Below are 12,264 nucleotides of genomic sequence, written 5' to 3' on the forward strand. Positions count from 1 at the left end.
CGGGTGACCAGTTTACTGCCCGGACACGCCGTCGACGTACCAGTCCATGTTCCAAAGGTCGCCGTCTGATAGCACCTCGCCGTCCTTGACCCTTTGTGTTCCGTCCCGGTCGGACAGGGGACCTGCGAAGATCTGCTTGCCCGCGATGATCGCGTCACGTTCTGCCATCACCTTTGCTTTCAGCTCGTCGGACACGGCCTCACCGCAGCAGGCGATATCGATCAGGCCGTCCTTGATGGACAGGAAAGCGCCATATTCAGCCGGTTCGAACGTGCCAGCGGAGATCTTTTCAATTTCCGGCTTCAAGAACCGGTCCCAGGTCCAGATGGAGGAACATTGGGTCGCGGCGCTGAATTCGGACAGGTCGCGGTGGTGGCCGGTTCCATAGATATTATGCTCACCGGCAACAACCTGAACGGTGGGGGTGTCCACATGCTGGCCGATGACGTCAACACCCTGCTCAATCAGGGCTTCCGCCGCTGCACGCTCCTTGACCGGATCTGCCCAGGCGCCTGTGAAGACAACGGAGAGGTTCGCGTCCGGGTTCACCTGCCGGGCGCCGAGCAGGTAGGCATTGACGGTCCAGTTGACGAGACCAAACGGATTGGCGGCAACAAATCCAATCTTGTTGGATTTGGTCAGGCCGCCGGCGACCATGCCGCACAGGTATTGGCTTTCATAGTTGCGGCCATAAATGCTTTTCAGATTGGGGCCGTTGGTTGTGCCGGCCGGATTGATGAAAACCGTGTCCGGATATTGTTCGGACAGTTCCTTGAATGTGTCGGAATAGCCGAATGCAGAACCCAAAATGATGTTGGCGCCGCGTTCAATGAACAGTTCGGCCGCCGGACGTATGGCGGTTGCCGATTCAGCGATATTTTCCGCCTGGGGAATGCGCACACCCAGCTCGGCTTCAAGCGTCTTGCGGGACTCGTCAATCGACTGGGACCAGCCGCCGTCATTGGCATCGCCAAAGAGAATAACAGCGGGCTTCGGGTTGCCCTCAGCTGCGAAGTCTGCAGATGCGCCGACTGTAAATTGGGCAAGTCCGAGTGCACCAATTCCAGCAAAGAGAGCGGCCTTCCGAAGTCTTTCCATTTTGGGTCTCCTGTCTAAGATTATTTTAATCTGCCCACACTTCATCGAATTCGTGCGGTTGACGCGCGCAAATCGAAAAATCACCTTAAAAGCGATTTGATAGGGTTCGGATATTTCGAATTTTCGGAACGAGATCTTTATCGTACGAAGGAAAAAATTAGACCGTCAAGTAAAAATTCTGATTCAGATCAAATAGGGGGAATTTGTCTATTAAGTATGCTTCTGCTGTTCAGAAAATAATCATTAAGATTGAATGTTGATCTTTTTTTGAGTTGTGGTTTTGCTTTATGCGTGACGGTGGGCCGATCGACCGTGTTCCATGAAAGCTTTCCAAAAACTGACTGGTCCGACGAACCGCGATTGAACGTAGGGGCTTGCAGCGTCTCAGCTCAAATGTTTTTGGTGGAGGCAGTTGATTTTTGATCTTTATTTATTTATTTGATTCTATCAAATGACCTCAATTTTAGAAATTTTTGCTAAATTAATGTGATGAATTCGACAATTTGAATTGTCACCATAGTCGTTATGGATGGGTTTGGCTTTTGTTTGAAACGTGGCAGGGAGGCGGGCAGCTCCGGAAGACGTGAGCCCTCTGACCGGCGCGCGCCTCGGGGCAGGGGTTTCGTGCTAAGATGGAATGGCGATGCCTATCCGCAGGGCCCGTTCCAAGGTCCGGACCAGGTGCCGAAGCGCAGCAGGACCTACAGGCATAGGATGGCCGGTGCGCCGGACGTTTTCGTGCCGGTGTGGCACTTACACACTCATTTCAGATGCTTATACCAACGGTCTATCCGGGGAGTGTTCTGTTCCCCCAGCCACTGTCCCGTTTCGCGCTGCCTTGCATTGAGGAAAGCTGTTCAGCACCTGCTTTTAAGGGCGCCGCGAGCCCGCCATTTGTCCAGCCGTCACACAGAGGTGCTGCCCTCGGACAGGACATGGGAAGATGGCCCCCCCCACTCCGGCAGGACCGCTGACGCGGAGAAAGAAGGATTGTATCATGTCTGACTCGAGTTCCCCTTTTCCGCTGGACGGCGCCGGTCTTGCGGTGCTGGAAGAACGGTTGTGGGAGAGCCTGACCTATCTTTGCTGGCCGGGAAAATCCTGGGTGCCGCAAAGAGAAGTTGGCGGGGAAGCCGTGAGCGATGTCGTCATTATCGGGGGGGGCATGTGCGGTCTGCTCGCCTGGATGGCCCTGCGCACGGGTGGCATTGACAACATCCGGGTGCTGGACCGCAGCCCAGAAGGTCTGGAAGGGCCCTGGCTGACTTACGCCAGAATGGAAACCTTGCGCTCCCCCAAGACCCTGACCGGCCCGGCCTATGGCCATGGGCTCCTGACCTTCCAGGCCTGGTTCAGGGCCCAGTTCGGGGCAGCAGCCTGGGACGAGCTCGATAAGATCCCCCGGCCCATGTGGATGGACTATCTCAAGTGGTACCGGGCGGTCTTCAACATTCCGGTTGAAAATGGTGTCGCCCTGGATCTCATCGAGCCGGAGGGCGATCTGCTGCGCCTGCATGTGAGTGGGGCGGGACAAAAGACAATCCTGACCCGCAAACTTGTGATGGCCACTGGGCGGGATGGCACGGGCATCCCGAACATTCCCGGTTTCATGGAAGGGGTTTCCCGCACCTATTGGGCCCATAGTGCCGATCCGATCGACTTTGCCGCGCTGAAGGACAAGAAGGTGGCGGTGATCGGGGTTGGCGCCTCGGCGGTCGACAATGCAGCCGAAGCGCTGGAACATGGCGCGGCCGAAGTGCGCCACCTGATCCGGCGCAAGGACATGCCGACCATCAACAAGATGATGGGCATCGGGAGCTATGGCTTTACCGCAGGCTACGGCGCCATGTCCGATGAATGGCGCTGGCGATTCATGAATTATTCCTTCGCGACCCAGACGCCGCCGCCTCATGGGTCCACCTTGCGGGTGTCCCGGCACAAGAACGCACATTTCCATTTCGATCTGCCCGTGACCAAAGTTGAGGAGACCGGCCGGGGTCTGACGCTTTTTCTCGGCGGGAACAACATCTACGAGGCGGATTTTGTCATTCTGGGAACCGGCTTTTCCGTTGAACCCATGGCCCGGTCCGAATTCGGCCCGGCGGCCCGTGAAATCGAACTTTGGCGGGACGTCTATACGGCGCCGGATGAGGAAAAAAATGAGGACCTCAGCCTGTTTCCCTATCTGAACGGGGACTTCACCTTCCGGGAAAAGACACGTGGAAACGCGCCCTGGCTCGCCAATGTTTATTGTTTCAACTACGGCGCAACAGCCAGTCTGGGCAAGGTCTCCGGAGATATTCCGGGCATTTCTGACGGGGCCAGCTGGCTGGCCAAGGCCATTGCCTCCCAACTTTACCGGGAAGATACGCTGGTGCATTGGCAAGGGTTCTTGAACTATTCCAAGCCCGAGCTGGACGGATCTGAGTGGACGCCAACCCCGTTGCCGCAGCAGCCGTCGTACCCGGTAGGAGAAGTGTCATGAGCGCGGGCTGTCCTGAAAAAAGCACTTTGCTGGATCTGTTGGCCCCAGCGCGCACTGCAGCACTGTCGGATGCGCTTGACTTGCGCGGCAACATTCTGGCCCTGACCCAGGAGACGGAAGAGGCGGTTTTAACCCCTCAGGACCCGGGCGGCTGGACGCCTGATCTGCGGGCGGCGTTGTCCGCAAGGGTGGCCGCGCTTAATGGGGCGTTGGCCCTTTTTGACCGCTACAGGGCGCTGATCAGCGATCCGCACATCGCGAAGCTCGCCGATCCTGCTGAGACGGGCAGCGCGCTTGGCCTCGACCATGTGTGTGCCTTCATGGACAAAGTGACAGCCAAGACACGGGAGGTGGAAGCTGCGGACATCACGGCCCTGCAAGACAAGGGGGTGAGCGATGCGGACATCGTGCGCTTGTGTGAAATCAATGCCTTCATGTCCTATCAAGTCCGCGTCTTTGCCGGCCTGCAGCTGCTGAAAGGGATGGGGGCATGAGTGATGTCATCCGCAAGTTCACCCGGACCGTTCCCGAGTGGAGCCCAAGGGTGGCGCCGGTGAAGCTGGACGAGGCAACGCCCGAACAGCTCGACGCCCTGAAGGTGACCCCGTCCAACACGAAGGTCTCGGCCTATGTGCTGACGCTCGCCCATGATGTTGAAACGCTGAAAGTCCGCTCGCCGCTCTTCAACGCGATCATGTATGACAAGGGGGGACTGTCCCGGGACGAACGGGAGCTTGGCGCGCTTGCCGCCTCCATGGTCAATCACTGCATCTATTGCGCGGCTGTCCATGCCAGCCGCCATGTACAGATTGCCAAGGATACGGCAGTGACCGATGCGCTCTTTGCCAAAGGCACAGAGGCGGATCTTTCTGCCCGTGACCGGGCGATTTTTGACTTTGCCTATAGCCTGTCGAAAAGCCCGCCGGAGGCCGCGCCGGACCAGATATCGGCCTTGAAGGCGGCAGGTCTGGACGAAGCCGAGATCCTCGATCTTATTCTGTCCTCCGCCCTGTTTGGCTGGGCCAATCGCCTTATGCATGTGCTTGGTGATCCGGTACGAAAGGTGCCCTCATGATTGACCAGAAACCTCTCAAGGTCGGGATTGCAGGCGCCGGTTCGATCGCTTTCGGCACGTCAGCTCTGTTGCATCAATTGGGGCATGCGCCGATGCTCTGGTCGCCTTCCGGAAAAAGCACGGCGGGCCTTCGGGAAACGGGCACGCTAACCTCGTCCGGGGCCGTCGAACTCAGCTTTTCGCCCGCTATTGCGGTGTCGGCCCAGGAGCTGGCTGCAGCCAATGATGTGGTTCTCATCGCGGTTCCCGGCTATGGTCACAAACCGGTCATGGATGCCCTGGTGCCCCATTTGCGGGATCATCAGCCGGTGGTGATTTCCTCACATGCCTCTTTCGGAGCGCTTTATCTTGCCGATGCACTGGCCCGGCGCGGCGTTAGCCTGCCGGTGATCGCCTGGGGCACGACGGTGGTCACAGGGCGCAGACAGGGGCCGGAAAAGGTTCAGGTCAACACGGTGCGCTCTCTGGTCGACATGTGCGTGCTGCCGGAAAACGCGGTCGCTGCCGGTCAATCCTTGTGTGAACATATGTTCGGGAAGCGGTTTCAGCTGCGCGACGGGCTGCTCGCCATCAGCCTGTCCAACCTCAATCCCCAGAACCATATGGGCATTGCGCTGGCCAACATGACCCGCATGGAAAAGGGCGAAACCTGGGGCCAGGGCGAGAATGTCACGCCGACTGTTGGGCGGCTGCTGGAGGCGCTGGACGAGGAGCGCCTTGCCATTGCCCGCAAGCTGGGGCTGCCGGTCCGCACGATTTTCGAGCATTTTCATCTGTCCTTTCATGTTCCGGTGGCCTCCATCAGCGAGATGAACCAGGAAATGGACAAGCTGGGCCGGGGCGGCACCGGGCCGTCAACCGCCGACAGCCGCTATGTGACGGAGGATGTGCCGTTCGGCCTTGCCGTGACGGTTGCCTTTGGCGAACTGGCCGGATGCCCGGCCCGGCTCCACCGGGCTGGGGTCGAAATCTTCTCGGCCATGTATGGACGGGATTTTTTTGCTGAAAACGATCTGCTTCCCGCCCTCGGACTGGATAAGATGACGTTAGAGGACTTGTGCCGGGCGGCCCAGAGGGGCCACCTGGCGGGAGCGGCCGGTGAGGGCTGACCTGACCGGGCGGATGAGGGGACTGCGCCGCAAGACCGGACAACCGGCTCAAGGCGAAACATTGAGAACGACATGACCAAATTCACGTTGAACAGAAGAACCTTTCTTGGAACAGCTGCGGTCACCGGAGCCGTGCTGGCATCCCCAGCCTATTTGCGCCGCTCCCAGGCGGCTGGCGGGGAGGTGAATATCTGGACCTATGCCAATTTCGTCCCCGACGCGTTCAAGAAACAGTTTGAAGACGAGACCGGCATCAAGGTGAACATTCGTCTGGTGGATGATCAGGGTAAGCAGTTCAACCTGCTGGCGGCCGAAGCGGCGAACCCGACCGTCGACATCGTGACCGTGGCCGGTCACCGCTTCCTGCAATTCATCGACAGCGACCTTCTGGCCCCGCTGGACACCGGCCGTCTTTCCAACTGGGGCAATATCAACCCGGTCTATTCAGAAAGCGACTGGGCGACGATCAATGGCCACAAATGGGGGGCGCCGATCCTGTCCGGCATGGAGGTTCTGGCCTACAACACCGATCTGGTGTCGCCGGAGGATGCTGCAACCTGGGACACGCTGTTCTCTGAAAAATATGCCGGGCAGACCGCCTATGTGCTACAGGACATGATGTCCATCGTGATGCTGAAAATGGGCTATGACGGCAACATGGTCGCCTATATGGACGACCCGGAAAAAGCAGCCCGGATTGTTGCCGAAGCGCGAGACTATCTGATCGATAAGAAACCGCTGGTGCGCAAATATTATGACAGCGGCGCCGAGGTGCAGCAGATGTTCGTCAATCAGGACATCTCCCTCGCCTGTGCCTGGAACGGCCCGGTTGCCGCCCTGATGAATGACGGTTTCCCGGTCGCCATGAGCATTCCGAAGGAAGGCAGCTATGGCTTTGTTTATACTTATAACGTGGCCAACAATGCCCCCAACCCGGACAATGCCTATACGTTCTTGAATGCGCTGCTGGCATCGGGGGAAATCGGGGCGGAGATGACCAAGGCCTCGGGTTTCATCTCCACCTACAAGGACGCGTCGCAATTTCTGACGGATGCGGAAAAGGCCTCCACAAGCTTCCCGGAAGATCAGATTGCCAATCTGAAATTTTTCCGCGCCGAAGCCAACAAGATGAAATACGATCTTGTTGATCCGGCCGTGGAAGAGGTCAAGGCCGCCTAGGGACTGCCGCAGGGAGCTCCGCTTGCGGGGCTCCTTTGACGGATTGGCCGTCTTATTCAGCGCCGCTGCGCACAGGACTTGTTGCGCGGCGGCGGATATCAGATTTGCGGTCTGTTTAAAGGAAATATCAATGTCAGGAAAAGTTCCGCCTGGACCGGCGGCCGCTTCCCTGCGGCAGGATGATGACGGGCAAGACGGGCGCCATGACCGGCGGAGCTTTTGGGGCGCTGTCTCCAGCGCAGGGGTCTATCAGGCCTTTGCTGCTCTTCTGCTGAGTTCGCCCAGACGGCAATTCGCGCTTCTGGCGGCCTTCCCGGTGATCTGGGTGCTTACCCAGCATCTCGGGCCCATGATCCAAATGTTCTATGTGAGCTTTGTGGATGCCTATCCGGTTGCGCCCGGCCACCTGCATCACTACACGCTGGACAATTACACACGGTTTTTCGGCAGTTCCATTTTCCTGATGCCGTTTCTGCGCACGCTGCTCTTTGCCGCGACGCTGACCCTGGCCACCCTGATCCTGACCTATCCGGTCGCCTATTTTCTGGCCCGCCATGTGAAACGCTCCAACCAGATGGTGTTTCTGCTGCTGCTGCTGATCCCGTTCTGGGTTGGCGAGATCGTGCGCACCTATGCCGTCATGATCCTCTTGGGCAACAATGGCGCCGTGAACCTGGTGCTCAAGTGGGCGGGCCTGATCGACCGTCCGATCCCCTTCATGTATACGGGCTTTTCCCTGTCGGTCGGTATCATCTATCTGAGTGCGCTCTACATGCTGCTGCCCCTCTATTCGGCGCTGGAAAAACTGCCGCGCAGCTATACAGATGCCGCTGCGGATCTGGGGGCCGGGCCCTGGACGCGCTTCTGGCGGGTCACTCTGCCGCTGTCCCTGGAAGGGGTGTCGTCCGGCTGTACGCTCGTTTTCCTGATTTCGACCGGCTATTACGCCACCCCCATTTTGCTGGGCGGGCCTTCAACCACGGTCTTCGCCCAGACCATTGCCGGGTTTTTCCATACGGCCGGGGATGAATGGCCCACGGGGGCGGCCTTTGCCTGTCTGATGTTTGTCACCGCCCTTGCCATTAGCTTGGTCTTCGGCCGCCTGATGACGCGGCTTCAGAAGGGAACGCCCCGATGACCCGCCACACCCGCCTGATCATGGCGATGCTCTATTGGGCCTTTGTCCTTTATATCTTCGTGCCTCTGGCGCTGATGGTCCTGATGGGTTTCAAGGATTCCAAGTTTATCGGCTTTCCGATCCGCTCCTGGACCCTGGACTGGTACATGCGGGTGTTTGAAAACACTGAAGTCATGACCGCCTTCGGCTATTCCATGGTGATCGGGATAGCCTCCACCCTGGTGTCCCTGTGTGTCGGTGTCTGGATTGCGGTTCTGCTCAACGGGCGCGGTTTTGCCGGCAAGGGGCTGATTTACGGGCTGACGCTGCTGCCGGCTCTGATTCCGGGCATCATCTCGGCCATTTCCTTCCGGATCTATGCCCAGCTCTGGGGCATTCCTCCCGGTACCGGCGCCATCATCTGGTGCCACGCGGTGCATAATGTGCCCTTTGTCGTGCTGATCGTCTCCGCCCGGCTAAGCACGCTGCCGCCCAGCTATCTGGATGCGGCCCGGGATCTGGGGGCCGATCCGCTGATTGCCTTTCTCCGGGTGGTGCTGCCCTATCTGCGCCCGGCGCTGATCGGTGGCGGGGTGTTCTGCATGCTGATCAGTTTTGACGACTTTGTCCGCTCTTTCTTCCTGGGCGGCTATCAGCCGACCCTGCCGGTGCTGATCTTCGCCAAGTTGCGCTCGGGCATGTCTCCGGAAATCAATGCCATTTCAACCGTGGTTCTTGTTCTGACCGCCCTTTTGGGGATCTGGGCGGAACGCTCCATGCGCAGGCTGAAAAAAGGATAACAAGATGCCAGACATACATAACAGCTCTGCGCAAGACATCGTCCGGCTGGAGGGGGTCAGCAAGAGTTTTGGAGACACGCAGGCCCTTAAAAGCCTCAGCCTGTCGATCCGAGAAGGCGAGTTCGTCACCTTTCTCGGTCCGTCCGGCTGCGGCAAGTCGACCACCCTGCGCATTCTCGGCGGGTTTGAGACGCCGACCTCGGGCCGGGTGATCGTCAATGGTGAAGATGTCACCCGGCTGCCGCCGAACCGGCGCAAGGTCAATATGGTGTTTCAGGACTATGCCCTGTTTCCCCATATGACCGTGCGCCGGAACATTGCCTTCGGGCTGGAGCTGAAAGGGCTCGGCAAACGGGCGATCACCGCGCGCTGTGACGATCTGATGGGGTTTCTGGAACTCACCGCCCTGGCAGACCGGCTGCCCGATCAGCTGTCGGGCGGGCAGCGGCAGCGGGTGGCTCTGGCCCGGGCGCTGGCGCCGGACCCGGCGCTGTTGCTGCTGGATGAGCCCTTGGGCGCGCTGGATGCCAAATTGCGCGGCCAGGTCCAGGCGGAGCTGAAATCCATCCAGAGGCGCACCTCCAAGACCTTCTTTTTCGTGACCCATGATCAGGACGAGGCCTTGACCATGTCCGACCGGATCGTGGTGATGAACAAGGGCGTGGTCGAGCAGGACGGCACTCCGGAAGACCTTTATTTTCATCCGTCCTCACGCTTTGTTGCCGAATTTGTCGGCGAGACCAATCTGATCGAAGGGCAGGTAAATGCCGTCAATGGGGCTGATGTCACGTTGACGTGGCGCGGGCTGAAGCTGGCCGGGCGCCCGCCGATCTCCGGCGGGCTTCAGGAGGGACAGAACGTGGCCGCCTCAATCCGCCTGGAAGGGCTCATGCTGACCGCGGACAAGCCGGAAGCGGCACAGAACGCCGTGCCGGTTCACATTACCGGGCGAACCTTCAAGGGCAGCCGGATGGAGCTGGATTTGCGTGTGGCGGAGGCACCCGATGTCCTGTTGCGCGCCTATACAGACACATCAAAGGCGCGGGACTTGGGGGAGGCGGAGGTCTGGGCGAGCTGGTCTCAGGAAGCCATGGCGGTTTTACGGGACTGATCTTGCGCCGGGCTGCCGCCGGTTTTTGCGCCGGGAGCCGCTCACAGCCCAGGTGCGGACGCCGCCTGCCCATTCTTCAGGTTGTGGTTTCGCCGTGCTTTTTGTGGCAGTGCAGCATCTTGAGTGCTTTTTCTTGCCATGTGGGGTTTGAATTGGCCGTTTCAAGGCTGATTTTGCTTGAATTTCGCGGGGAAAGGATCATAGAGAGGGCACCTTTGGCGCCGCGGTCCGGTGCGTCCGGGCCGGTTTGCAAGACATCTCCTGGCCAGGTTCTGTTTGGACGAGCCGACCAGCCCGGCGAAGAAAATAGAGAAAGGACGAGATGGGACTGACCTGTCGCGATGTGATGGTACCGTCGCATATTCAGAAGACGATTCATCCGGATGAAAGCGTGTCCAGTGCGCTGGCGATCATCAAGGCCAGCAAGGCCCGGTTTCTGCCGGCAGTGGATGAAAAGGGCCTCTATGTCGGGCTCTTTTCCGCGCCGACCTTGTTGAAACTGATCTTGCCGAAAGCGGCGGCTCTTGGCTTTTCCTCCGGGCCCGGCCGTCTTCAGATGAGCAATCTCAGCTTCTTCAACCTGACCAAGGAAGACTTCAATACCCGCATTGCGCAGCTGAAGGAAGACAGGGTTGGCAACAACCTGTCAAACCCGGACAACATTCCCGTGGCCGCGCCGGACACCCCGGTGATGGAAGGGATTTTCCTGATCCATAACTACAAGCGGCACCTTGTGCTTGTCGAACCGGAAAGCTGGCGGTTTGTCGGCACGGTCAGCGCCAATTCCGTCCTCGACAACGTCCTCGACTGAACCTTCCTCCTGCGGACACTCTCCTCCCTCGGACCCTCCTATGACAACACACTCCATGCCTCACGGAGAGCACGCGTTCTCTGTTGCAGATTTGATCGGCATTTCCCCCCTCTGGCTCGCGACCGGCATCCTCGTCATCGTTTACGCACTGCTGATCACGGAAAAACTCAACCGTGCCATTCTTGCGATGCTTGGCGCATCGCTGATGGTCATATTCGGCATTCTCAATCAGGAACAGGCACTGGCCGGTGTTGATGCCAACACCCTGGCGCTTCTGATCGGTATGATGGTGATCGTTGCGATCACCTCCAAGTCCGGCCTGTTCCAGTTCGTGGCCATCAAGGCGGCGAAGTCGGTGAAAGCCAATCCGACCGGCATCCTGATCATGCTGACGCTGATCACGGCGGTTTTCTCGGCTTTGCTGGACAACGTGACCACGGTTCTTCTGATCGCCCCGATCACGCTGTTGATCACGGAAGCGCTGGAGACCCGGGTCTTCCCGTTCTTCCTGGCGGAAATCCTGGCCTCCAATATTGGTGGCACCGCCACCTTGATCGGTGATCCGCCCAACATCCTGATCGGCTCGGCCGCCGGGCTCTCCTTCAACCAGTTCCTGGTGAACCTCGCCCCGGTCTCAGCTGTCTGTCTGGTCGTGCTGACCGTGATTGTCTATTTCCTCAACCGCAAGGAACTGGCCGGAATTCCCCAGGAAGCCCGGGCGCGGATCATGGAATTCGATGAAAGCGGCGCCATCACAGATGCAAGGTTGATGGTCAAAGCCCTGTTCGTATTGGCCCTCGTCATTCTCGGCTTCACGCTTGGCCACAGCTATGGCATTCAGCCGGGCACGTCCGCGCTGTCCGGAGCTGCGCTGTTGATGCTGCTGGCCTATTGGGGCCAGGATGCAGAAGCCCAGTCGGAATCCGTGCACCACATTTTCGGCGAAGTCGAGTGGGTGACCATCCTGTTCTTTGGCGGCCTGTTCGTCATCGTGGCCGGCGTGGAAAATGTCGGTCTTCTGGAAATGTTCGCCGAATACGTTCTGCATGTGACCGCAGGCGATATGAAATGGACGGCGTTCCTGATCTTCTGGGCCTCCGGTTTGCTGTCGGCCATCCTCGACAACATCCCCTTTGTGGCCACCATGATCCCGCTGATCGAAGCAACGTCCGACACATTCGGCGCGCATGCCATCGAGCCGTTGTGGTGGTCGCTGGCCCTGGGCGCCTGCCTTGGGGGCAACGGCACCCTTCTGGGGGCAAGCGCCAACCTCACAGTTGCCGCCTTTGCCGAAAAGGCAAAGCAGCCGATCGGCTTCCTCACCTTCATGAAATACGCTTTCCCGATCATGCTGCTGACGCTGGTGATCGGAAACATCTATATCTGGCTGCGGTATTTCTAAGGCAAACCAGGTTTCAAGCCATAGGAACGCGGCCCGTTTCAAAGTCTTAAGAAGGGGGCGCTGGAGAGTTCTTCCAG

At 58.8% G+C, this 12,264-nt stretch carries 12 protein-coding genes; 10 read left to right on the forward strand and 2 right to left on the reverse strand.

What is annotated here, in order from left to right; genetic code table 11:
- Positions 1-12 precede the first annotated feature (12 nt).
- Complete coding sequence (locus tag ACXAH0_RS18730; protein ID WP_475194104.1) at positions 13-1,098, reverse strand: BMP family ABC transporter substrate-binding protein; 1,086 nt, start codon at positions 1,096-1,098, stop codon at positions 13-15.
- 997 nt (positions 1,099-2,095) lie between these two features.
- Here ACXAH0_RS18730 and ACXAH0_RS18735 point away from each other — a divergent pair.
- The 8 genes from ACXAH0_RS18735 to ACXAH0_RS18770 all read left to right on the forward strand — a co-directional run bounded on the left by ACXAH0_RS18735 (position 2,096) and on the right by ACXAH0_RS18770 (position 9,974).
- The gene (locus ACXAH0_RS18735) at positions 2,096-3,583 is read left to right on the forward strand and encodes an NAD(P)-binding domain-containing protein (RefSeq protein ID WP_475194109.1); all 1,488 of its coding nucleotides are present in this window, start codon (positions 2,096-2,098) and stop codon (positions 3,581-3,583) included.
- Positions 3,580-4,077, forward strand: a complete 498-nt coding sequence (locus ACXAH0_RS18740) for a hypothetical protein (protein ID WP_475175920.1) — start codon at positions 3,580-3,582, stop codon at positions 4,075-4,077. Before ACXAH0_RS18735 ends, ACXAH0_RS18740 begins: the two co-directional genes overlap by 4 nt.
- Complete coding sequence (locus tag ACXAH0_RS18745; RefSeq protein WP_475194111.1) at positions 4,074-4,658, forward strand: peroxidase-related enzyme; 585 nt, start codon at positions 4,074-4,076, stop codon at positions 4,656-4,658. Before ACXAH0_RS18740 ends, ACXAH0_RS18745 begins: the two co-directional genes overlap by 4 nt.
- Positions 4,655-5,767, forward strand: coding sequence for an NAD/NADP octopine/nopaline dehydrogenase family protein (locus ACXAH0_RS18750; RefSeq protein WP_475194113.1), 1,113 nt, complete (start codon positions 4,655-4,657; stop codon positions 5,765-5,767). The genes ACXAH0_RS18745 and ACXAH0_RS18750 overlap by 4 nt, the downstream gene beginning before the upstream one ends.
- Before the next feature lie 72 nt (positions 5,768-5,839).
- On the forward strand, positions 5,840-6,946 hold the full coding sequence (locus ACXAH0_RS18755) for an ABC transporter substrate-binding protein (protein WP_475194114.1): 1,107 nt from the start codon (positions 5,840-5,842) through the stop codon (positions 6,944-6,946).
- Between the two features lie 130 nt (positions 6,947-7,076).
- On the forward strand, positions 7,077-8,084 hold the full coding sequence (locus tag ACXAH0_RS18760) for an ABC transporter permease (protein WP_475194117.1): 1,008 nt from the start codon (positions 7,077-7,079) through the stop codon (positions 8,082-8,084).
- Positions 8,081-8,863, forward strand: coding sequence for an ABC transporter permease (locus ACXAH0_RS18765; RefSeq protein ID WP_475175937.1), 783 nt, complete (start codon positions 8,081-8,083; stop codon positions 8,861-8,863). Before ACXAH0_RS18760 ends, ACXAH0_RS18765 begins: the two co-directional genes overlap by 4 nt.
- A 4-nt stretch (positions 8,864-8,867) precedes the next feature.
- Positions 8,868-9,974, forward strand: coding sequence for an ABC transporter ATP-binding protein (locus ACXAH0_RS18770; protein ID WP_475194120.1), 1,107 nt, complete (start codon positions 8,868-8,870; stop codon positions 9,972-9,974).
- A gap of 76 nt (positions 9,975-10,050) precedes the next feature.
- On the opposite strand, the gene ACXAH0_RS18775 is transcribed toward ACXAH0_RS18770, so the two are convergent.
- The gene (locus ACXAH0_RS18775) at positions 10,051-10,227 is read right to left on the reverse strand and encodes a hypothetical protein (protein WP_475175945.1); all 177 of its coding nucleotides are present in this window, start codon (positions 10,225-10,227) and stop codon (positions 10,051-10,053) included.
- A 69-nt stretch (positions 10,228-10,296) separates the two neighbouring features.
- Here ACXAH0_RS18775 and ACXAH0_RS18780 point away from each other — a divergent pair, with 69 nt between their 5' ends.
- Positions 10,297-10,785, forward strand: a complete 489-nt coding sequence (locus ACXAH0_RS18780) for a CBS domain-containing protein (RefSeq protein WP_475194123.1) — start codon at positions 10,297-10,299, stop codon at positions 10,783-10,785.
- A gap of 40 nt (positions 10,786-10,825) precedes the next feature.
- Positions 10,826-12,187, forward strand: coding sequence for an ArsB/NhaD family transporter (locus ACXAH0_RS18785; RefSeq protein WP_475175953.1), 1,362 nt, complete (start codon positions 10,826-10,828; stop codon positions 12,185-12,187).
- The last annotated feature ends 77 nt before the right edge of the window (positions 12,188-12,264 follow it).

It is taken from the genome of Roseibium sp. AWQ4_290, assembly GCF_056160985.1.